This is a genomic window from Stenotrophomonas sp. AC248, assembly GCF_979258185.1.
Genome location: NZ_OZ409840.1, coordinates 1619576 through 1639366 on the forward strand (window position 1 = coordinate 1619576; position 19791 = coordinate 1639366).

Annotated in this window: 20 protein-coding genes, 4 tRNA genes and 1 pseudogene; 10 read left to right on the plus strand and 15 right to left on the minus strand. The window is 68.2% G+C overall.

All coding sequences use genetic code 11. The features are described 5' to 3' along the window. The first annotated feature begins 48 nt into the window (after window positions 1-48). Window positions 49-1212, plus strand: a complete 1164-nt coding sequence (locus ACZ0AE_RS07420; protein ID WP_463600724.1) for an aldo/keto reductase — start codon at window positions 49-51, stop codon at window positions 1210-1212. A gap of 54 nt (window positions 1213-1266) precedes the next feature. Here ACZ0AE_RS07420 and ACZ0AE_RS07425 read toward each other — a convergent pair whose 3' ends face one another. Next, on the minus strand, window positions 1267-1968 hold the full coding sequence (locus tag ACZ0AE_RS07425; RefSeq protein ID WP_313424585.1) for a pirin family protein: 702 nt from the start codon (window positions 1966-1968) through the stop codon (window positions 1267-1269). Window positions 1969-2110: 142 nt separating this feature from the next. On the opposite strand from ACZ0AE_RS07425, the gene ACZ0AE_RS07430 reads away from it, so the two are divergent. Together ACZ0AE_RS07430 and ACZ0AE_RS07435 are read left to right on the plus strand one after the other, a co-directional pair. After that, window positions 2111-3037: a LysR family transcriptional regulator gene (locus ACZ0AE_RS07430; RefSeq protein ID WP_463600725.1), complete on the plus strand. Its 927-nt coding sequence runs from the start codon at window positions 2111-2113 to the stop codon at window positions 3035-3037. Between the two features lie 130 nt (window positions 3038-3167). Then, window positions 3168-4313, plus strand: coding sequence for an alpha/beta hydrolase family protein (locus tag ACZ0AE_RS07435; RefSeq protein ID WP_463602073.1), 1146 nt, complete (start codon window positions 3168-3170; stop codon window positions 4311-4313). A 477-nt stretch (window positions 4314-4790) separates the two neighbouring features. Here the strand turns inward: ACZ0AE_RS07435 and ACZ0AE_RS07440 are convergent. From ACZ0AE_RS07440 to ACZ0AE_RS07485, 10 genes and pseudogenes are all read right to left on the minus strand, one after another. Continuing rightward, a tRNA-Arg gene (locus ACZ0AE_RS07440) sits at window positions 4791-4867 on the minus strand. A gap of 82 nt (window positions 4868-4949) precedes the next feature. Further along, window positions 4950-5026, minus strand: a tRNA-Arg gene (locus tag ACZ0AE_RS07445). 53 nt (window positions 5027-5079) lie between these two features. Next, window positions 5080-5156 (minus strand) — tRNA-Arg (locus ACZ0AE_RS07450). A gap of 61 nt (window positions 5157-5217) precedes the next feature. Further along, the gene (locus ACZ0AE_RS07455) at window positions 5218-6057 is read right to left on the minus strand and encodes an alpha/beta hydrolase family protein (protein WP_463600726.1); all 840 of its coding nucleotides are present in this window, start codon (window positions 6055-6057) and stop codon (window positions 5218-5220) included. Beyond that, a complete protein-coding gene (gene thiD, locus ACZ0AE_RS07460) occupies window positions 6054-6863 on the minus strand; it encodes a bifunctional hydroxymethylpyrimidine kinase/phosphomethylpyrimidine kinase (RefSeq protein ID WP_448133394.1) in 810 nt (269 codons plus the stop codon). The genes ACZ0AE_RS07455 and thiD overlap by 4 nt, the downstream gene beginning before the upstream one ends. Window positions 6864-6899: 36 nt before the next feature. Further along, complete coding sequence (locus ACZ0AE_RS07465; RefSeq protein ID WP_038689100.1) at window positions 6900-7571, minus strand: YoaK family protein; 672 nt, start codon at window positions 7569-7571, stop codon at window positions 6900-6902. Window positions 7572-7613: 42 nt separating this feature from the next. After that, window positions 7614-8120 (minus strand): hypothetical protein, encoded by a 507-nt coding sequence (locus ACZ0AE_RS07470; RefSeq protein WP_425598275.1) that lies wholly within the window; start codon window positions 8118-8120, stop codon window positions 7614-7616. Beyond that, window positions 8117-9514: a PhoH family protein gene (locus tag ACZ0AE_RS07475; protein ID WP_038692321.1), complete on the minus strand. Its 1398-nt coding sequence runs from the start codon at window positions 9512-9514 to the stop codon at window positions 8117-8119. Before ACZ0AE_RS07475 ends, ACZ0AE_RS07470 begins: the two co-directional genes overlap by 4 nt. An 81-nt stretch (window positions 9515-9595) precedes the next feature. After that, entirely contained in the window at window positions 9596-10075 is a 480-nt protein-coding gene (locus tag ACZ0AE_RS07480; protein ID WP_463600727.1) for a peroxiredoxin, read from the minus strand. A gap of 78 nt (window positions 10076-10153) precedes the next feature. Next, window positions 10154-10713 (minus strand): annotated as a pseudogene (locus tag ACZ0AE_RS07485) (glycine cleavage system transcriptional repressor). Between the two features lie 163 nt (window positions 10714-10876). Here ACZ0AE_RS07485 and dapA point away from each other — a divergent pair. Beyond that, window positions 10877-11770 carry a 4-hydroxy-tetrahydrodipicolinate synthase gene (dapA, locus tag ACZ0AE_RS07490; RefSeq protein ID WP_463600728.1) on the plus strand — a complete coding sequence of 298 codons (894 nt, stop codon included), beginning with the start codon at window positions 10877-10879 and terminating at the stop codon, window positions 11768-11770. Window positions 11771-11797: 27 nt separating this feature from the next. After that, entirely contained in the window at window positions 11798-12319 is a 522-nt protein-coding gene (locus ACZ0AE_RS07495; protein ID WP_038689092.1) for a hypothetical protein, read from the plus strand. 233 nt (window positions 12320-12552) lie between these two features. On the opposite strand, the gene fdxA is transcribed toward ACZ0AE_RS07495, so the two are convergent. The 3 genes from fdxA to ACZ0AE_RS07510 form a co-directional block, all read right to left on the minus strand. Beyond that, entirely contained in the window at window positions 12553-12876 is a 324-nt protein-coding gene (gene fdxA / locus ACZ0AE_RS07500; protein ID WP_137189155.1) for a ferredoxin FdxA, read from the minus strand. 254 nt (window positions 12877-13130) lie between these two features. After that, on the minus strand, window positions 13131-14039 hold the full coding sequence (locus ACZ0AE_RS07505) for an SMP-30/gluconolactonase/LRE family protein (protein WP_463600729.1): 909 nt from the start codon (window positions 14037-14039) through the stop codon (window positions 13131-13133). Further along, window positions 14036-14233 carry a hypothetical protein gene (locus tag ACZ0AE_RS07510; protein ID WP_463600730.1) on the minus strand — a complete coding sequence of 66 codons (198 nt, stop codon included), beginning with the start codon at window positions 14231-14233 and terminating at the stop codon, window positions 14036-14038. The genes ACZ0AE_RS07505 and ACZ0AE_RS07510 overlap by 4 nt, the downstream gene beginning before the upstream one ends. Window positions 14234-14368: 135 nt before the next feature. On the opposite strand from ACZ0AE_RS07510, the gene ACZ0AE_RS07515 reads away from it, so the two are divergent. Further along, a complete protein-coding gene (locus ACZ0AE_RS07515) occupies window positions 14369-15799 on the plus strand; it encodes a sugar porter family MFS transporter (RefSeq protein WP_463600731.1) in 1431 nt (476 codons plus the stop codon). A gap of 152 nt (window positions 15800-15951) precedes the next feature. On the opposite strand, the gene ACZ0AE_RS07520 is transcribed toward ACZ0AE_RS07515, so the two are convergent. After that, window positions 15952-16026, minus strand: a tRNA-Glu gene (locus ACZ0AE_RS07520). A gap of 50 nt (window positions 16027-16076) precedes the next feature. Between ACZ0AE_RS07520 and pcnB the strand changes: the two genes are divergently transcribed. The 4 genes from pcnB to panC are packed head-to-tail and all read left to right on the plus strand — an operon-like array spanning window position 16077 to window position 19628. Then, the gene (gene pcnB / locus ACZ0AE_RS07525) at window positions 16077-17450 is read left to right on the plus strand and encodes a polynucleotide adenylyltransferase PcnB (RefSeq protein WP_038689084.1); all 1374 of its coding nucleotides are present in this window, start codon (window positions 16077-16079) and stop codon (window positions 17448-17450) included. Window positions 17451-17453: 3 nt separating this feature from the next. Beyond that, window positions 17454-17942 (plus strand): 2-amino-4-hydroxy-6-hydroxymethyldihydropteridine diphosphokinase, encoded by a 489-nt coding sequence (gene folK / locus ACZ0AE_RS07530; protein WP_463600732.1) that lies wholly within the window; start codon window positions 17454-17456, stop codon window positions 17940-17942. Between the two features lie 31 nt (window positions 17943-17973). Then, entirely contained in the window at window positions 17974-18789 is an 816-nt protein-coding gene (gene panB / locus ACZ0AE_RS07535) for a 3-methyl-2-oxobutanoate hydroxymethyltransferase (RefSeq protein ID WP_038689080.1), read from the plus strand. Next, window positions 18786-19628 (plus strand): pantoate--beta-alanine ligase, encoded by an 843-nt coding sequence (gene panC / locus ACZ0AE_RS07540; protein ID WP_038689077.1) that lies wholly within the window; start codon window positions 18786-18788, stop codon window positions 19626-19628. Before panB ends, panC begins: the two co-directional genes overlap by 4 nt. Window positions 19629-19791 lie beyond the last annotated feature (163 nt).

Sequence of the window (19791 nt, forward strand, 5' to 3'; positions counted from 1 at the left end):
ACCGCGCGAATGCGAGGGTGGACATTGATCCGCCCTGCAGGAGCCGCCGTGAACGCACGTCGCCAGTTTCTTTCCGCTGCCGCTGTCGGCACTGCCGCTGTCGGCACTGCCGCATTGGCGGCGTCCCCGTTGCTTGCCCAGGCCGCCGGCCCGGGCAGCGTGCTGCCCACGCGCGGGCAGGTCAGTGCGCGCACGCTGGCCACCAACGCGGCGGGGCAGGCGGGGCGCTACCGGCCGCACACCCGGCTGGGGCTGGGCGGAGTGGCGATCGGCAATGGCTTTGCGGCCACCACCGATGCCATCAGTGAGGCGACGCTGGCAGCCGCCTATGCGGCCGGCGTGCGCTGTTTCGATACCTCGCCCTGGTATGGGCTGGGCCTCAGCGAGCGCCGCTACGGCCATCACCTGCACAACCACCCGGCACGCGAGTACACGCTGTCGACCAAGGTCGGCCGCCTGCTGACGGCCACGACGGGCGCACTGCAGAAAACGATGTGGCAGGAACCGTCACCGTTCCACTACCGGTACGACTATTCGGCCGATGGCACCCGGCGCTCGGTGGAGGACAGCCTCAACCGGCTTGGCGTGTCGCAGCTGGACATGGTGTTCATCCACGACCTGTCCCCGGACAACGAGAAGGACCTGGGCATGCCGTGGGAGCAGCGCTTCGCCGAGGCGGCCAAGGGCGCGATGCCGGCGTTGACCCGCATGCGCGAAGAAGGGCTGATCAAGGCGTGGGGATTCGGCGTGAACCGCCCCGAGCCTGCGCTGCGCGCGATCGACGAGGCCGACCCGGACATCTTCCTGCTGGCCTGCCAGTACTCGCTGCTGGACCACGCCCAGGCCCTGCACGACACCTTCCCGAAGATCGCCGCGCACGGCGCGTCGGTGGTGGTGGGGTCGCCGCTGCTGGCCGGCTACCTGGCCGGGCGCGAGCGGTATCTGTACGACGGCACGGTGCCGGCCTGGGCGCCGGACAAGCGCGCCAAGGTGCAGGCCATTTGCGACCGCCACGGCGTCGACCTGCGTACCGCGGCGCTGCAGTTTGCCGATGCGCCGGCGGTGGTGTCGGCGGTCATTCCTGGCGCGCGCACGCCCGAACAGGTGCTCGCCAACGTGGCGTCGATGTCGGTCGCCATCCCGGCCGCGTTCTGGGCCGAACTGAAACAGCAGCAGCTGATCGCCGCGGATGCGCCGGTACCCACGGCCTGACGCGCAGCAGGCGACCCCGATCGGGTCGGGGCCGCCTGCGTGCATCGCACCGGCTTACAGGGGCAGGTCGAACACCAGCACTTCGGCATCGGTGGCGTTTTCCAGCGTCACCTGTGCCTCGTCACTGATCTGCAGCGCGTCGCCGGTGTCCAGGGGGATGCCGTTGACCTGCACCTGGCCCCGGGCCACCTGTACATAGACGCCGCGACGCGGGGCCAGTGGCAGCTGCACGCGATCGTTGCCGTCCAGGATCGTGGCGTAGATGTTGGCGTCCTGGTGGATCAGCAAGGCGCCGTCACGCCCATCCTTGGCGGCGATCAGGCGCAGCTGGCCGCGCTTGGCCTCGGGGGCGAAATGGGTCTCCTGGTAGCTCGGGGCGATGTTCTCCTGGTCGGGGAACAGCCAGATCTGCAGGAAGTGCACCGTCTCGTCGGCCGAATGGTTGAACTCGCTGTGGCTGACCCCGCTGCCGGCGCTCATGCGCTGCACGTCGCCGTAGCGCAGCACCGAGCCGGTGCCCATCGAGTCCTTGTGCTCCAGTGCGCCGCCGAGGACGTAGGAGATGATCTCCATGTTGGCGTGGCTGTGGGTGCCGAAGCCCTGGCCACCCTGCACGCGGTCCTCGTTGATCACCCGCAGCGGGCCGAAGCTGGTGTAGCGCGGGTCGTAGTAGTTGGCGAAGGAGAAGGTGTGCATGGAGTTCAGCCAGCCATGGTCGGCCTTGCCACGGGTGGTGCTCTTGCGGATCTGCAGCATGGTGGATCTCCTCGGGTATTCGATGGTTTCGATGGTGGACCGGGAGGCGTTTGCCGCGTCCCTTTCCTGTTGGCGCCAGTATCCGCTTGCGCCTGGGGTTTGAAAAACGGATAGTTTCGCAAGCCATCATCGAAAAATTCGAATGCTCAAGCTCAGCCTGGATGCCCTGCAGATCCTGGACGCCATCGACCGCCGCGGCTCGTTCGCCGCGGCCGGCAAGGCGCTGCACAAGGTGCCGTCGACCATTTCCTACACGGTGTCCAAGCTGGAACAGGACCTGGGTGTGCAGCTGTTCGACCGGGTGGGCCCGCGCGCGCAGCTGACCCAGGCCGGACAGGCGCTGCTGGAAGAGGGGCGGCACCTGCTGCGTGCCGCGCGCGAGCTGGAGATGCGGGTGCGCCGGGTGGCCTCGGGCTGGGAAGCGGAGCTGACCGTCGCGGTGGACTCGATGTTCCAGCCGGCGCTGTTGGCCGAGGACGTGCGCGCCTTCAATGCAGTGGCCGAACAGACCCGCGTGCGGCTGATCAGCGAGTCGCTGTCGGGCACCTGGGAGGCCCTGCTGGACCGGCGCGCGGATCTGCTGGTGGGCGCGGCCGGCGAAGGGCCGAGTGGTGGCGGCTACGTGGTGGAGCCGATGGGCGTGGTGGAATTCGTGTTCGCGGTGTCGCCCTCGCATCCGCTGGCGGCCGCCCCCGGGCCGTTGGCGCGCGAGCAGCTGGCGGCCCACTGTGCGATCGCGGTGGCCGATTCGGCGCGGCGGTTGCTGCCCCGCACGGTGGGCCTGCTGATGGGGCAGGAGACGGTGACGGTGCCCGATACGGTCAGCAAGTTCCGCCTGCAATGCGCCGGGCTGGGGTTCGGTTTCCTGCCGGCGCCGTACGTGCAGCAGGCGGTGCAGCAGGGCCGGCTGGTGATCAAGCAGGTGGAAGAGCCCAAGCCCGACGAGACCTTCTGGCTGGCCTGGCGGCCGGGCGAGGAGGGGGCCGCGCTGCGCTGGTGGCGGGCGCGCATGCAGGGTCCGGCGGTGATGGCCGGCTGGTGGCCGACGATGCAGAGCTGGTTGGGATAGGACGCCTGGCCCGGTGCGGTCAAGCTGAATCGCCGCTGCGCTGTCATCGCACGGTCATGTGGATGCGATAGAGCGCCTCGGCATCGGTCGGTACCCTGCCGGGCTCAATCTGGTTTCCCGTGTGTCCCTCATGAAGCGCCTGCTGCTGTTGTTGCTGGCCGGGGCCGGCCTGTGGCTGGCTGCCTGCTCCTCGCTCACCTCCACCGCTGCCTCGACCTCGCTCAGCGACCGGCTGGTCGCGCCCGGTGGCGTGTCCACGTTGCTGGACACCGCGCGCATTGCCGCAGCGGTGGACAGCGTGCCCAACCGGCATGGCCGGGTCACCAGCCGGGCCGGCGTGCCGATCTTCTGGCGGGCGTTCGACCCGGGCCAGTACGGGCTGCGTTACGAATATCTGGCCCAGCAGCACGAGAACGGCGAGCCGCTGCAGACCGGGCTTGCGTTGGCGCTGCCTACGCCGTTCCGCGCGCAGCCGCCGCGCGGCACCGTGGTGCTGCTGCACGGCTGGATGATGAACGGCGATGCGATGCTGCCGTGGTCGTTGCAGCTGGCCCAGGCCGGCTACCGCGTGGTCACCATCGACCTGCGCAACCATGGCCATTCCGGTGCGGGTCCGTCGGGCTATGGCACGTTCGAGTCGGACGATGTGATCGACGTGATCGATGCGCTGCAGGCGCGTGGCGAAGTGGTGGGGCCGCTGTACCTGTTCGGTGTGTCCTACGGCGCGGCCACGGCGGTGTTTGCCGCCGACAAGCTGGGCGACCGGGTCAGCGGTGTGGTGGCGATGGAGTCCTTTGCCAATGCCGGCGATGCCATCCGCAGCATGATCCCGCACCTGATGGCATTGCAGCCCAGCGCGTGGAAGGCCCAGGCGATGGCGGCCTATGGGCGCTGGCGCTACGGCGGGCAGGACATCGACGCGGTGATTGCCGCGGCCAGCCAGCGCCTGGACCTGGACCTGGATCGCGTCGACGTGGCCGGCGCGCTGGCCGACACGCGTGCCTGCGTATTGCTGGTGCACGGGCAGGATGATCAGCACGTGCGGGTGGACCAGGGGCGGCGACTGGCCTTGGCCAGCCCGCGTGTGCATTACATCGAAATGCGCGGCGAAGACCACATTACGTTGCCGTTGCGGCTGGATCTGCTGGGTGGGGTGGTGGATGACTGGCTTGCGCAGGAGGGTCCTGCCGACGCGCGCTGCGCCGCGCCGCAGATGCCGCATGAGGCCGACCGGCTGGTGATGGCGCAACTGCAGGCGCAAGCGCCGCGCGGATGATCGCGCGATAGGTGTCGCAGGCCAATGCGGTAGTGCCGGCCGCTGGCCGGCTCCAGGCGATCCCAGCATTCGGTAGTGCCGGCCGCTGGCCGGCTCCAGGCGATCCCAGCATTCCGTAGTGCCGGCCGCTGGCCGGCTCCACGCAAATCTCCCAGCGTTCATGACGAGCCGGCCAGCGGCCGGCACTACGCGTGTTTGTTCGAGGGGCAGGGGGAGCCGGCCAGCGGCCGGCACTGCGCGTGGTTGTTCGAGGGTCATGACGAGCCGGCCAGCGGCCGGCACTACGTGTGGTTGTTCGAGGGTCATGACGAGCCGGCCAGCGGCCGGCACTACGCATGGTTGTTCGAGGATCATGACGAGCCGGCCAGCGGCCGGCACTACGCGGTCGTTCGTTGGTCGGGGTCGGTCGACGCGCGTTGGGCGATGCGGAACGCAAAAAAAACAGCAGCCCAGGGCTGCCGTTTTTCATCGATGCAATGGTGCGCCCGGAGAGATTCGAACTCCCGACCGCCTGGTTCGTAGCCAGGTACTCTATCCAACTGAGCTACGGGCGCATTTGCATTGTCTGGTTGTGCGTCCTGCCGTACGTGTTGCCACGTTCGACGGGAGGGCAGGCGAGCCTGCTGTGCGATGTAATGGTGCGCCCGGAGAGATTCGAACTCCCGACCGCCTGGTTCGTAGCCAGGTACTCTATCCAACTGAGCTACGGGCGCATTTACATCACGTTGTACTGCTGATGCCAACGGCGGAGTTGGCAACCTGTTGATGGTGCGCCCGGAGAGATTCGAACTCCCGACCGCCTGGTTCGTAGCCAGGTACTCTATCCAACTGAGCTACGGGCGCGTCAACAGGAGCGGAATTATGCGGATGTGGGCCGCATTCGTCAACGCCTTTGTGAAGAACTTCACTCAAATGAATGAAAAAGCAGCGTGGCCACGGCCTGCGGCGATTTCATCCACGCGAAGTGATCCGCATCGGTTCCCAGCGTCGCCGCATCGAGCACGCGCAGCGTGGCCTGCACCTGCGGCAGCTTGGCCAGCAGGCCCTGCATCGAAGGGACCGGCGCCAGCCAGTCCTGCGCCATCACCACGGCCGTGGCGCGGCCGCGCACGGTGCGCAGGCCGGCTTCAAGGTCGTCGGTGATGCCGACGCCGGCGTAATGATTGGTCAGCCCGACCCGGGCCCAGTCGCCGATCAGGCCGCGTGCCTCGGTGCCACCGAACCCCAGGCGGCGCCCGTGCAGCACGCCCTGGCGCTGCGCCAGCCAGGGCAGGAAGCGGTAGATCAACGGTAGCGTCCAGCCGCGCGGGCCGGGGAAGGTGCGCCAGTACGGCGTGCCGCTGGCGACCAGCCACACGCGCTGGAACACCGCCGGGTGCAGCCCGGCAAAGCAGCAGGCCAGCTGCCCGCCCAGACTGTGCCCGCCGATGAGGGTGTCCATCACGCCGTCCCGCGGGAGTGCGGCCAGGCTGGCCGGCAGGTCGTGGTAGAGGATCTCGCGATAGCCCCAGTCCTGCGTGCGCGAGGGGCGCAGGCTGCTGCTGCCGTTGCCGCGCCACTCGTGCAGGTACACGGCGATGCCGTACGCGGCCAGCGCATCGGCCAACGGCAGGTAATGGCGTGCCGCCACGCCCAGTGCCGGCAACCACAGCAAGCACGCGCGTGGCTGCGCCGGCACGCGGGCCAGCAGGTCGAAACGGTGGTCGTCGGCGGCCACGACCGGCAACGTCAGCGCCTCGATCATGCCGGGCGCGCCGCGCCGAAGTGGTCGATCACCAGCACTTCGCTGCGCCCCGGGTAGTAGCCCCCCTGCAGGCCGCGGGCGACGTAGTCGATGGCCGCTTCACAGGCATTGGGCAACGACAGGCCCTGGCACAACTGCGCGGTGATCGCCGAGGCCAGCGTGCAGCCGGTGCCATGGGCGTCCACCGGCAGGCGGGCGTGGATGAACTCGTCGCGGGTGACGCCGTCGAAGTAGCGGTCGACCACGCGGGCACCCTCGTGCAGGTGGCCGCCTTTCAGCAGCACCGCGCCGGTGCCCAGATCGAGCAGGGCCGCAGCGGCATCCTCGGCTTCGTCAGCGGTGGTGATGGGACGGCCGAGCAGCAGCTCCGCTTCGGGAATGTTCGGGGTCAGCAGCGTGGCCAGTGGCAGCAGGCGCGTGCGCATCGCGTGCAGCGCGCTGTCCTCCAGCAGCCTGGCACCGCTGGTGGCCACCATCACCGGGTCCAGCACCACGTGCGTGGGGCGGTACTTCTCCAGCGCATCGGCCACCAGCCCGATCACGTCGGCATTGGCCAGCATGCCCAGCTTCACGGCGTGGATGTCGAAGTCGGCAAAGCAGGCGTCGATCTGTGCCTGCAGGAACGCCAGCGGCGGTACGTGGACCGCGGTGACGCCGCGGGTGTTCTGCGCGGTCAGCGCGGCAATCGCCGACAGGCCATGCACGCGGTGGGCGGCGAACGCCTTGAGATCGGCCTGGATACCGGCGCCACCGCCGGAGTCGGAGCCGGCGATGGTGAGGGCGGAAACGGGAGAAGAGGGGGTCATGCGGCGATTGTGCAATGTTTGCCGCTGGCGTGCTGCTCAGTGCGGGCGCCACCGCCGCCATTGCTGGAACAGCATGTAGCCCAGGCCGGTGCAGCCGGTCAGCAGGGCAGGGGCCAGCAGCGCGTCGTACCCCCAGCGCAGGAACAGCCATGCGCCCAGGACGCCGCCGGCGAGGAAGCCGCTGACGATCAGCCCGCTGAGGGTCAAGCGCCGGATTGGCAACGGCAGCCCGCGCAGCAGGTGGCCCAGGCCGATGCCCAGGTCGGTGAACATGCCGCTGAGGTGGGTGGTGCGCACCACCGCGCCGCTGAAGGTGGTGGCCATGGCGTTCTGCAACCCGCAGGCCATCGCCGCGGCCAGTGCGCCCCAGATCTGCTGCTGTTTGAACAGCGGGATGGCGGCCAGCAGCAACAGCGATTCCAGCGTGAGCACCACCCCATAGCGGCGGCCCAGCTGCAGGGTGCTGTCCTGCACGATCATGCCGCTGAGCATCGCGCCCAGGCAGAACGCGATCAGCAGGCCCCACAGATGACCGACCACGCGCCAGTCGCGTTGTGCCAGCGCCATGCCAAGCTGGCTGGTGGTGCCGGTCATGTGGCTTACCGCCTGGTGTTCGAATCCCAGGAAGCCGACCACGTTGACCATGCCGGCCACGCAGGACAGCGCGATCGCACCGATCCAGACCCAGGTCGGAAGCCGGATGCTCATCCGGCGTGCGGGCGGCTCATCGCGGCACGGTCAGTGCCATGCTCAACGGCCCTTCGGCGGGCCGTTGAACTGCACATCGGAGAAGGTGCCGGTGGCCGGATCGAACACCGCGCCCCAGAACTGCGCCCCGCCGTCACAGACCCGGATGGCGTCGCGGGCCGGGTCGATATCGGTGCCGTCGGGCAGATGGAAGGCGTTGAGGTAGATCAGCTGCTTGCCGCCCATCTCGATGCCGACGTACTGCCGGTCGAAATCGGCCGCATGGGGCACCTGGGCGTCCAGGCCGGGCAGCTGGGCTTCCAGCTGTTCCACCTGCTGGCGGCTGGGTGCCCAGTAGCCGGTGACCGCCCCGGCCTCGCGGCCGGGGCTGGAACGTGAGCAGGTGTCCAGCACCTGGGCGGCGATCACCGGGCGGGTGACCACCCAGGACTGGCCGGTCTTGACTGCGGTGGGCACGCTGGCGCCCGGGCGGACGTTGGCAGGCGTGCAGGCGGCCGCCAGCGCGGCAAGCGCCAGCGGCAGGACGGCACGGGACAGGGAACGGCTCACAACACCTCCGAGGCGTAATCGGCCAGGCGCGAACGCTCGCCACGACGCAGCGTGACGTGGGCGCTGTGCGGCCAGTTCTTGAAGCGGTCCACCGCGTAGGTCAGGCCCGAGGTGGTTTCGGTCAGGTACGGGGTGTCGATCTGTTCGACGTTGCCCAGGCAGACGATCTTGGTGCCGGGGCCGGCACGGGTGATCAGGGTCTTCATCTGCTTGGGGGTGAGATTCTGTGCTTCGTCCAGGATCAGGTAGCGCGACAGGAAGGTGCGCCCGCGCATGAAGTTCAGCGAGCGGATCTTGATCCGGCTGGCGATCAGGTCGTTGGTGGCCGCACGGCCCCACGCGCCGCCCTCTTGGGTGTGGGTGAGCACTTCCAGGTTGTCGGTGAGCGCGCCCATCCACGGCGTCATCTTTTCTTCCTCGGTGCCGGGCAGGAAGCCGATGTCTTCGCCGACGCTGACCGTGGCACGGGTCATGATGATTTCGCGGTAGCGCTGCTGGTCCATGGTCTGGGCCAGGCCGGCGGCCAGCGCCAGCAGGGTCTTGCCGGTGCCGGCGGTGCCGAGCAGGGTGACGAAATCGATCTCCGGGTCCATCAGCGCGTTGAGGGCGAAATTCTGCTCGCGGTTGCGCGCGCTGATGCCCCACACCGCGTGGCTGCCGTGGCGGAAGTCGTTGACCAGCGACAGGGTGATCTTGTCACCGTCCACCTTGGCCACGCGCAGTTCGACTTCATCGTCGCCCGGCAGGTAGGCGTACTGGTTCGGGTGCCAGCTCTCGTCTTCGCTGGCGATGATTTCGTAACTGGTGCGGCCCTTGTCGCTCCAGCTGCGCAGGTTGTCGGTGTGCTTCTTCCAGAAGTCTTCCGGCAGTTCGGTGGCGCCGGTGTAGAGCAGGCTGAAATCGTCCAGCGCGCGGTCGTTCTCGTAGTCTTCGGACACGATCCCGGCGATGGCCGCCTTGATCCGCAGGTTGATGTCCTTGGAAACGAACACCACCGGGATCTCGGGGATCTGCTCCTTCAGCGCCAGGATCGCGCCGAGGATGGCGTTGTCCGGGATGACCGCGCCAAAGCTCTTGCCCGCGTCGAAATGACTGGTCTGGAAACGCAGGAGACCCACGCTCTGCTTGCCGCGCAGCTGCAGCCCGTTGGGCCGAAGCAGCGGAATGCCGTCGGCCAGGTTGTCCAGGCCCGAGGCCTGCACCAGCTCGTTGAGGAAACGGCTGACCTGGCGCGCGTTGCGGCTGGCCTCGGTGGTGCCCTTCTTGCCGTTGTCCAGCTCTTCGATCACCTGCATCGGCAGGTAGACATCATGCTCCTCGAACTTGAACAGCGCGGTCGGATCGTGCATGAGCACGTTGGTATCCAGAACGTAGATGCGCTTGCCTCGGGTCATCGTCATTTCCTGGTGGCAGAACAGGGACAAGCCATCACAGCCTGCAGGGCAGGGTGATGGCCATTGGGGGGTGCAGGTTGGTCACTGGGTTTTCGCGGCCTTCAGGGCTTCAAGGACGGTGTCTGCGTGGCCGGCCACCTTGACCTTGCGCCACGCCTGCACGATACGACTGTCGGGCGAAATCAGGAAGGTGCTGCGCTCGATGCCGCGCACCTGTTTTCCGTACATGTTCTTGAGCTTGATCACGTCGAAAGCGGTGCACAGCGCTTCGTCGCCATCGCTGATCAGCGGGAAGGCGAAACCCTGCTTGGCGCAGAAGTTGTCGTGGGATGTGACCGAATCGCGGGAGACGCCGAACACGCGCGCATCGAGGCGGGTGAATTCGGGCAGCAGGGCGTTGAAGTCGATGCCTTCGGTGGTGCAGCCCGGGGTGCTGTCCTTCGGGTAGAAGTACAGCACCAGCCACTGGCCGGCGAGTGCGCCGAGGGAGGTGTGCTCGCCGCCGGACAGCGCCAGCGGCAGTGCGAGGGTGGTGCTGTCCAGGGTGTCGCCGTCGTTCATGGGTTCCTTTCCGGATCCTGGGGTCGTGCCATTACAACTGCATGAAACGCTGCGCGCCCGTGACGAACGCGCGAACGATCAGAACTTCATCGGATCCATGATGGCATCCAGGTTCAGGTGGTCGCAGAACTCGAGGAAATCGTCGCGCAGCGCGGCGATGTGCATGTTGGCCGGCACCCCGATGGTGACCTGCGCCGAGAACATCTCCGCCCCGGTCTGCATCGCCCGGTAGCGGGTGCTCTGCAGATTCTCGATGGTGATGCCCTGGCGGTCGAAGAAATCGGCCAGCTGGAACAGGATGCCCGGCTTGTCGGCGGCGATCACTTCCACGATGTACGGCAGCAGGTTGGACTGCGCCTGCTTGGCACCGGTGCGGTACCACACCAGCTTCAGGCCCTCTTCGCGCTCGAGCCGGGTCAGCATGGCTTCCAGCTTGGCCACCGCGTCCCACGAGCCGGTGGCCAGCGCGGTCACCGAGACGTCGCGGCCCACCGTGGCCAGGCGTGCATCGACCAGGTTGCAACCGCTGTCGGAGATACGCCGGGTGACGGGCAGCAGGGGGACTCCGGATGCGTCGTGTAGGCGTTGATCAGGAGATGGTTTTCGGTCGGCGCAGGCCGCGGCGTGGTGTCGGTCAAGAGGGTTCCGGGTGATGCAAGGTGAGTCTGAACGGCCGGCGACGGCACGTTCGCCGGAGTCCAGCATACTTGCCCGTGCTTTCGACCCGCAAGTAACATGCAACGTACATCCGGCCGGCGTTTAGGCCCGCTGGGTTCCCCCTTTCTTCCGAGCAACGTTTCCTTGTCCCTTTCCGGTCTCATCACCGCGCTGGCCACGCCTTTCAAGGCCGATGGCGCATTGGATCCCGACGGTTGGCAGCGCCTGCTGCATCTGCAACTGGAGGGTGGCGTTCACGGGGTGGTGGTTGCCGGTTCGACCGGCGAGGCCGCTACCCTGTCCGACGACGAGTACGACCAGCTGCTGCGCAGCGCGGTCAAAGCCGTGGCCGGGCGCATCCCGGTGCTGGCCGGGACGGGCCTGTCGGGCACGGCGAAAACCATCGAACAGACCCGCCGGGCGGCCGCCAGCGGCGCCACCCATGCGCTGGTGGTGACCCCGCCCTACGTGCGCCCTACCCAGGAAGGGCTCATCGCCCATTACCGCGCCGTCGCCGACCAGGGCGGGTTGCCGGTGATCCTGTACAACGTGCCCGGCCGGACCGGCTGCGACATGCTGCCCGAGACCGTGGCCGTGCTGGCTGCCCACCCGAACATCGTGGGCATCAAGGAAGCGGTGGGCGATGTGGGCCGCGTGCAGGCCCTGCTGGCGCTGCGTTCGGCCGATTTTGCCGTTCTCAGTGGCGATGACGGCACTGCGGCGCGCTCGATCCTGTCCGGCGTGGATGGCTTGATCTCGGTGGGCTCCAATGCCTTGCCGGGCGCGTACCGACGCATGTGCGACCTGGCTGCGGCCGGCGAGCGCGAGGCGACCGAGGCGTGGGATGCCCGCCTGGAGCCGTTCCATGAATTCTGCGGCGTGGAGTCCAATCCGATCCCGGTGAAGGACCTGCTGCGCCGGATCGGCATCGGCCACGGGCTTCGCCTGCCGCTGCTGTCCCTGTCTGCGGCGCACCATGCCGCTGCCGAACACCTGGCCACCGATATCGGTGCGCTGGAAGCACTATCCAACCACTGACCACCCGTGGTCACCCAGGAGATTCCCATGCGTCAATCCGTTTCCGCCATCCGCGTGTTGTCCTTCGCGATCCTGGCCACCGCCACCCTCGTGGGTACCACCGGTTGCTTCAAGCGCGGGGCCAAGGGCGACTACGCGCTGGCGCCGGAAATGCGTCCGCTGGAAGTGCCGCCGGACCTGAACGCCCCGGGCGGCAGCCCGGCCGCCCAGGTGCCGGTGCTGGCCTCGCAGGCGGCCAAGCCCGCGCCGGCCGCAGCGTCCACCCAGGCCCCGACCAACGCCGCAGGCTTCACCGTGCCGGGCAGCAAGGACGAGGTGTTCGGCAAGGTCGGCACCGCGCTGGAATCGGTGGCCGGCGTGAAGGTCGCCAGCAAGGCACAGCTGCTGGGCTCCTATGACGTGGCCTATGAAGGCAGCGACTTCCTGGTCCGCGTGGTCGGTGTTGAAGCCGGCGCCTACGTGTCGGCTGTCGACCCGCGCGGCCTGCCGGCCACCGGCGCCGCCCCGACCAAGCTGCTGGGCGAGCTGAAGGCGAAGCTGGCTCCGTAAGGAAGCCTGCGGTAGGTCCGGTTGCTGGCCGGGCAGGGATGCATTGCGTGCCTGCCCGGGTCTGACGCTGATGGCGTTGGGGCGAAGGGCAGCCGGCCAGCGGCCGGCACTACCGGGGATCCGGTTGGGGAAACGAAAAGGGCGCCCTGGGCGCCTTTTTTCGTTCGGGGATCCGGTTGGAGAAACGGAAAGGGCGCCCTAGGCGCCCTTTTTCGTTTGCGGCAGGCCGCGGCTCAGCGTTCCAGAAGGGGCAGCTTGTCCGGCTTGCCGTCCCATTCGCCGGCGTCGGCGGGCGGGTCCTTGCGCACGGTCAGCACCGGCCAGGCCTTGGCCAGCTCGGCATTCAGGGCGACGAACGCTTCCTGCCCGGCGGGCACGTCGTCTTCAGGGAAAATCGCGTTGACCGGGCATTCCGGTTCGCACAGGGTGCAGTCGATGCACTCGTCCGGGTCGATCACCAGGAAGTTCGGGCCTTCATGGAAGCAATCCACGGGGCACACTTCCACGCAATCGGTGTGTTTGCACTTGATGCAGTTTTCGGTGACAACGAAAGGCATGGGGAAATCCGGCGTTAAGCCGCGTAATTCTAGAACAGGTTGTGGCTGAATGCTGGCGTGGCGTGCTCAGTCGGCCCGCCCAGATGTCCGGGTAAGTGCGGGCAGCCCTTGTGCGGCAACGCGTTGCGGGGTCTGCATGGCGATCGGGCCGGGCGGTTGCGGGGTCTGCGCACCCGCGCGCTGGGCGCGGGGATTCCCTGTACACGTGCGTCGCCGCTGCCTAAGCGCCCGGTGCATGCCCGACCCGCAGCGGGTCAGGCCACGTGGACCCGGCTCTCCGGCAGGCCGGGGTGGTCCTGGCGCGCGCTGAACAGGCTGCCCGCATGCGGGCTTGCGGCCAGGGCTTCGGGCGTGTGGTCCAGCTGCGAACTGATCACGTATAAGGTGCGCAGGTCGGCGCCGCCGAAGGCAACGCAGGTGGGGTTCTTCACCGGCACCGGCTGCACCTGCAGCAGTGCGCCGTCGGCGCCATAGCAGCTCACCTGGCTGGCGCGCCATTGTGCGTTCCAGACCCGCCCGCCGGCATCCACCGCCGACCCGTCGGGCTCGGCGGCGCGGTTGGCCAGCGTGGTGAACACGCGCACGTTGGCGGTGCTGGCGCGCTCGGGGTCGTAATCGCAGGCCATGATCCGTGGCGTCACCGAATCGCACCAGTACAGCGTGCGCCCGTCCAGGCTGAAGCTGATCGCGTTGGGAATCACGATGCCCGGCAGCGGCAGTTCGCGCAGGCCGTGGCGGCTGGAGTACTGATAGAAGCGGCCGTCGGCGGCGCGCGCCGGGTGTTCGTTCATGGTGCCGAACACGAAGTTGCCGTGGCGGTCGGCGCGACCATCGTTGCTGCGCGTGTACGCGTTGTGTGGGTCCACGTCGGCCAGCCACTGCAGCGGCAGCGCATCGTCGGTGGCTGCGGCCAGGTCCGCGCGGTGCAGCGAACTGACCAATGCCACCAGCAGCGTGCCGTCGTCGAACAGCCCGATGCAGCCGGGCCGGTCCGGCAACACCCAGTGGCGCGTGCTGCCGCTGGCCGGCGTGTGCTGCCACAACTGGCGTTCGGCGATGTCGATCCAGAGCAGGCTCTGCCGCCGGTCGCACCAGAGCACGCCCTCGCCGTGGGTGCAGCGGCTGTCCACCGCCAGCGTGGCCGGCGCGCGTTCGAGGCTCATCGCGACGCACCGTTGGGTACCAGCACCCTCGGCGTGGCGCCACAGCGGGAAGGGTCGATCGGGCGAACGTACATGGACATGGGCAGGCGTTCCTCGACAAATGCCGCGCCACGCCCGGGAGTGGGCAGGGCGGCCAGACGGGCATGGTCGCAGCGGAGGGCGTCGATGTTCAACCGGTCGTCGAGCGCGGCCATGCGCCCGCACCGCCGCGGGCCGCCGCCAGGTCCCGGTCCCACCGCCGCCGCCCAGCGGGCGCGAAAGGTATGAGAACCTGCGGCATCCGTCCCTGCTGCGGTCGTGCGCAGCGTCCCTTCAACCCAGGGTTTCCCATGACCAGTGCTTCGCTCAGCAGTACACGTGCCGGCAGCGGCGAGAACACCGGCTTCATCATCCTGATCAGCTGCGTGGCCACCATCGGCGGCTTCCTGTTCGGGTTCGACAGCGGCGTGATCAACGGCACCGTCGATGGCCTCAAGGACACCTTCCAGTCCAGCTCGGCCGGGATCGGCTTCGAGGTCGCCTCGATGCTGCTCGGCTGCGCGATCGGTGCGTTCTTCGCCGGCCGCCTGGGCGACCGGCTCGGCCGCCGCGGCGTGCTGATCATCGCGGCGGTGATGTTCCTGTTCTCGGCCTTGGGGGCCGGCGCGGCGCACAGCTCCACGGTGTTCATCATCGCCCGGGTGATCGGCGGGTTTGCGGTCGGCGCGGCCAGCGTGATGTCGCCGGCCTACATCGCCGAGGTGGCCTCGGCCCGGTACCGCGGGCGGCTGGCCACGGTGCAGCAGATCGCGATCATCAGCGGGTTGTTCTGCGCCTTCCTGAGCAACTACCTGCTGGCCAAGGCGGCCGGCGCCTCCACCGAGTCCCTGTGGCTGGGCCAGGCGGCATGGCGCTGGATGTTCTGGATGCAGGCCATTCCCTCGCTGCTGTTCCTGTGCCTGTTGCTGCTAATCCCCGAAAGCCCGCGCTTCCTGGTGGTCAAAGGGCGCCGTGACCAGGCCCTGGCGGTACTGACCCGTCTGTACGGGCCGGCCGAGGCCCAGGCCAAGATCACCGAGATCGAAGGCTCGCTGTCCCAGGACCAGCACCGCCCGACCTTCTCGGACCTGATCAGCAAGGCCACCGGCACGCTGCGCCCGATTGTCTGGATCGGCATCGGTCTGGCGGTGTTCCAGCAGCTGGTGGGCATCAACGTCGTCTTCTACTACGGCGCGGTGCTGTGGCAGGCGGTGGGCTTTTCGGAGAACGACGCGCTGCTGATCAACGTGCTGTCCGGTGCGCTCAGCATCGGTGCCTGCCTGGTCACCGTGGTGCTGATCGACCGTATCGGCCGCAAGCCGCTGCTGTGGATCGGCTCGGTGGGCATGGCGATCTCGCTGGCGCTGGTCACCATCGCCTTCGCCAGCGGGTCGCTGGATGCCGGCGGCAAGCTGCAGTTGTCTGACAGCATGGGCGTGCTGGCGCTGGTGGCGGCGAATGTCTACGTGATCTTCTTCAACATGTCCTGGGGCCCGGTGATGTGGGTGATGCTGGGCGAGATGTTCCCCAACCAGATCCGCGGCTCGGGGCTGGCGGTGGCTGGTGCGGCGCAGTGGACGGCCAACTTCGCCATCACCGTGTCCTTCCCGGTCCTGCTGGGCAGCATCGGCCTGGCCGGGGCGTACGGCATCTATACGGTGGCCGCGGTGCTGTCGGTGTTCTTCGTGCTGCGCTTCGTCAACGAGACCAAGGGCAAGGAGCTGGAGCAGATGGAGGGCTGAGCGCGCGCCCGACCGGGGCGACCCGGTCGGGCGATGCAGCGGGTGGCACGTGCTCCCCGTTGCGCGCCTGGCAGGGCAGGGGCTGGCGGCCCCGGGCCTGGAACGCAAAAAACCCCGCCGTGGCGGGGTTTTTGGCTTCCGTGCAGCGCGACTGGTGCTCCCTAGGGGACTCGAACCCCTGTTTTAGCCTTGAGAGGGCCACGTCCTAACCATTAGACGAAGGGAGCAGGCTTTGTCGCGAACTGCGCAGCGCGCTAGTATATGGACCTAGATGCCATTGGGCAATCCCGAAAACTCAACCGGAAGCGCCAACATCAATTCTTCTGCTACATCACCGTTCAGCCTGCGCGTGATTCCGCGCGACCAGCACACCATCTCCCGCAAGGACATCAGCCCCAACGCATTGCGCGTGTTGTACCGGCTGCGTGATTCCGGGTTCGCTGGCTACCTTGTAGGGGGCGCCGTGCGCGACCTGCTGGTCGGAGGCAACCCCAAGGACTTCGACGTGGCCACCGATGCCACCCCGGAACAGGTCAAGGCGCTGTTCCGCAACTGCCGCCTGATTGGCCGCCGCTTCCGGCTGGCCCACGTGGTGTTCGGTCGCGAAATCATCGAAGTGGCCACCTTCCGCGCCAACATCGACGATGGCAGCGGCGACCGCGAGATGGAAAACGGCATGCTGGTCCGCGACAACGTCTACGGCAGCATCGAAGACGACGCGATCCGCCGTGACTTCACCTGCAACGCCCTGTACTACGCGATCGAGGACTTCTCGGTGCGCGACTACACCGGCGGCTTCGAAGACGTCCAGGCGCGCCTGATGAAACTCATCGGCGACCCGGAAAAGCGCTACCAGGAAGACCCGGTGCGGATGCTGCGCGCGGTGCGCCTGGCGGCCAAGCTCGGTTTCCAGATCGACGACGCCAGCGCCGAGCCGCTGCCGCGGCTTGCCGGCCTGCTGGCCGAAGCCGCGCCGGCGCGTCTGTTCGAGGAAGTGCTCAAGCTGTTCCTGTCCGGGCACGGCGTGGCCAGCTTCGAAGGCCTGGAGCGTTACGGCCTGCTGGACGTCATGTTCCCGGAAAGTGCCGCCGCGCTGCGCAGCAACCGCAGTGGCGCGCTGCGCCGGATGGTCATCGAAGGCCTGCACAACACCGACCTGCGCGTGGCCAACGATGAGCCGGTGTCGCCGTCGTTCCTGTTCGCGCTGCTGCTGTGGCCGGCGTTCTGCCGCGCCCTGGCCAGCCTGCAGAAGCAGGGCGTGGCGCTGGAAGAGGCGCAGCGTCGCGCTGCCGACCGCGTCACCCTGCACCAGCTGACCACCATCGCGCTGCCGCGCCGCTTCTCGCTGCCGATGCAGGAGATCTGGCTGCTGCAGGGGCGTTTCAGCTCGCGCCAGCGCAAGCGCGTGATCCGCACCCTGACCCATCCGCGCTTCCGCGCCGCCTACGACTTCCTGGTGTTGCGCCAGGTGGCCTCCAGCGAGCACAGCGCCGATGTCGAGTTCTGGCGCGAAGCCCAGCTGCAGTCCGGCCCGGAGCTGGATTCGGCACTGGATGCAGCGCATGTCGAGGGTGAGGTCGACGAAGACGGTGCACCACGCAAGCGTCGGCGCCGGCGTCGTCGTCCGGGCGGGGCCGCCACGGGCGAGTAAGACGTGACCGCTGCCTGCATTGGATTGGGCGCCAACCTGGGCGACGCCGCGCAGACCCTGCGCGACGCGTTCGAGGCCCTGGCGGGGCTCCCGCGCACCACGCTGCGCGCGTGCTCCCGGTTGTACAGCACGCCGGCCTGGGGCAATGAAGACCAGCCGGCGTTCGTCAACGCCGCGGCGCTGCTCGACACCGCGCTGAGCGGCCCGGAGCTGCTGGACGCGCTGCTGGGCATCGAGCGCGACTTCGGCCGGGTTCGCCAGCCGGGCGTGCACTGGGGGCCGCGCACGCTGGACCTGGACCTGCTGCTGTTCGGCGAGGACGTCATCGACCTGCCGCAGCTGAAGGTCCCGCATCCCTACCTGCACGAGCGTGCGTTCGCGCTGCTGCCGCTGGCCGACGTTGCCCCGGACGCGGTGATTCCCGGCCACGGCCGTGTGCGGGATGCTGTGATGCGGGTCGAGGCCTGCGGGATCGCGCCAATAGGGGGATAATGCGGGGCTTATCGCCACCGGTTATCAGCTCATGAGTACCCACGCAGACAGCAAGCCCTGGACCGTTCCCGCCCTGGCCGAGGCCAAGCGCAACGGCCAGAAGCTGGTGATGTTGACCGCCTATGACGCCGGGTTTGCGCGTGCGTTCGACGCCAACGGCGTGGACCTGATCCTGATCGGCGACTCGCTGGGCATGGTGGTGCAGGGGCATGATTCGACCCTGCCGGTGACCACCGATGACATGGTCTATCACACCCGCGCTGTGGCCCGTGTGCTGCAGCGTGCGTTGCTGGTGGCCGACCTGCCGTTCGGCGCCGACGCCACCCCCGAACGCGCGCTGGATGCCTCGCTGCGCCTGCTGCAGGCGGGCGCAGAGATGGTCAAGATCGAAGGCGCCGGGTTCAAGCTGGACATCATCCGCTACCTGGTCGAGCGCGAGATCCCGGTCTGCTCGCACCTGGGCCTGACCCCGCAGTCGGTGCTGCGCCTGGGCGGTTACCGCGTGCAGGGCCGGGGCGATGCCGCCCAGCAGCTGCGCGACGACGCCAAGGCGGCGGTCGCCGCCGGTGCCACCCTGATCGTGCTGGAGTGCGTGCCTACCCCGGTCGCCACCCAGGTCACCGCCGACGTGTCCGTGCCCACCATCGGTATCGGCGCCGGCCCCGGCTGCGACGGCCAGGTGCTGGTGCTGCATGATTTCCTCGGCCTGGACAGCGGCCATCGCCGACCCAAGTTCGTCAAGGATTTCCTTGCCGACGGCGGTTCGGTCGCCGGTGCTGTCCGTGCCTACGCCGACGCCGTGCGCGACGGCTCCTTCCCCGACGCAGAACACGCCTACGCCTCATGATCGAAACCGTCACCGAACTGTCCCGCCTGCGCGCCGTCGTCAACGGCTGGAAGCGTGAGGGCCTGCGCGTCGCGCTGGTCCCCACCATGGGCAACCTGCATGCGGGCCACTACTCGCTGGTCACGCTGGCCCGGCAGTACGCCGACCGCGTGGTCTCCAGTGTCTTCGTCAATCCGACCCAGTTCGGCCCCAACGAAGACTTCACCCGCTACCCGCGCACCCCGGAAGCCGACACCTCCGGGTTGGAGCAGGCCGGCTGCGACGTGCTGTGGCTGCCGACCGTCGAATCGATGTATCCCTTCGGCATCGAACTGGCGGCCAGCGTCAACGTGCCGGGCATCAGTGGCCTGCTGGAAGGCGCCCACCGCCCGGGCCATTTCGATGGCGTGTGCACGGTGGTCTCGCGCCTGTTCAACCAGGTGCAGCCGGACGTGGCCGCCTTCGGCAAGAAGGACTACCAGCAGCTGGCGGTGATCCGCCAGATGGTGGAAGACCTGGCCTTCCCGATCCAGGTGGTGGGCGGGGACATCGTGCGTGAAACCGACGGCCTGGCGATGAGCTCGCGCAACCAGTACCTCAACGCCGAGCAGCGCCCGGTCTCGACCACCATCCACCAGGTGCTGCTGGGCATGCGCGAAGGCTTCATCGCCGGCAAGACCCGCAGCCTGATCGAAGCCGAGGCCACCGCCGCCCTGCAGGCCGCCGGGTTCCAGGTGGACTATGCGGTGGTGCGCAAGCCGGATCTGTCCGAGCCGGCCGACGCCAATGACGGCACCCGCGTGGCCCTGATCGCCGCGCGCATCGGCAACACCCGGTTGATCGACAACCTGGAGTTCTGAGGGGCAACCCTCGGGATTGAGGCGGGGGGGACCCAGGGGCGTCCGCCGTCCTGCGGGTGTGACCCGAGATGACGGTGCAGCCACCCATGGGGTGGCTCTACCCCCGGGGCGCCCGCCGTCCTGCGGATGTGACCCGAGATGACCGCGCAGCCACCCATGGGGT

What these genes read in the sequence shown, in the direction of transcription:
- ACZ0AE_RS07475 (WP_038692321.1), bottom strand. Translation starts at nt 9,514, where the DNA reads ATGACCCGAGGCAAGCGCATCTACGTTCTGGATACCAACGTGCTCATG.
- panB (WP_038689080.1), top strand. Translation starts at nt 17,974, where the DNA reads ATGAGTACCCACGCAGACAGCAAGCCCTGGACCGTTCCCGCCCTGGCC.
- ACZ0AE_RS07480 (WP_463600727.1), bottom strand. Translation starts at nt 10,075, where the DNA reads ATGAACGACGGCGACACCCTGGACAGCACCACCCTCGCACTGCCGCTG.
- ACZ0AE_RS07505 (WP_463600729.1), bottom strand. Translation starts at nt 14,039, where the DNA reads ATGAGCCTCGAACGCGCGCCGGCCACGCTGGCGGTGGACAGCCGCTGC.
- ACZ0AE_RS07435 (WP_463602073.1), top strand. Translation starts at nt 3,168, where the DNA reads ATGAAGCGCCTGCTGCTGTTGTTGCTGGCCGGGGCCGGCCTGTGGCTG.
- ACZ0AE_RS07425 (WP_313424585.1), bottom strand. Translation starts at nt 1,968, where the DNA reads ATGCTGCAGATCCGCAAGAGCACCACCCGTGGCAAGGCCGACCATGGC.
- panC (WP_038689077.1), top strand. Translation starts at nt 18,786, where the DNA reads ATGATCGAAACCGTCACCGAACTGTCCCGCCTGCGCGCCGTCGTCAAC.
- ACZ0AE_RS07495 (WP_038689092.1), top strand. Translation starts at nt 11,798, where the DNA reads ATGCGTCAATCCGTTTCCGCCATCCGCGTGTTGTCCTTCGCGATCCTG.
- thiD (WP_448133394.1), bottom strand. Translation starts at nt 6,863, where the DNA reads ATGACCCCCTCTTCTCCCGTTTCCGCCCTCACCATCGCCGGCTCCGAC.
- ACZ0AE_RS07510 (WP_463600730.1), bottom strand. Translation starts at nt 14,233, where the DNA reads ATGGCCGCGCTCGACGACCGGTTGAACATCGACGCCCTCCGCTGCGAC.
- ACZ0AE_RS07430 (WP_463600725.1), top strand. Translation starts at nt 2,111, where the DNA reads ATGCTCAAGCTCAGCCTGGATGCCCTGCAGATCCTGGACGCCATCGAC.
- ACZ0AE_RS07465 (WP_038689100.1), bottom strand. Translation starts at nt 7,571, where the DNA reads ATGAGCATCCGGCTTCCGACCTGGGTCTGGATCGGTGCGATCGCGCTG.
- ACZ0AE_RS07455 (WP_463600726.1), bottom strand. Translation starts at nt 6,057, where the DNA reads ATGATCGAGGCGCTGACGTTGCCGGTCGTGGCCGCCGACGACCACCGT.
- ACZ0AE_RS07515 (WP_463600731.1), top strand. Translation starts at nt 14,369, where the DNA reads ATGACCAGTGCTTCGCTCAGCAGTACACGTGCCGGCAGCGGCGAGAAC.
- fdxA (WP_137189155.1), bottom strand. Translation starts at nt 12,876, where the DNA reads ATGCCTTTCGTTGTCACCGAAAACTGCATCAAGTGCAAACACACCGAT.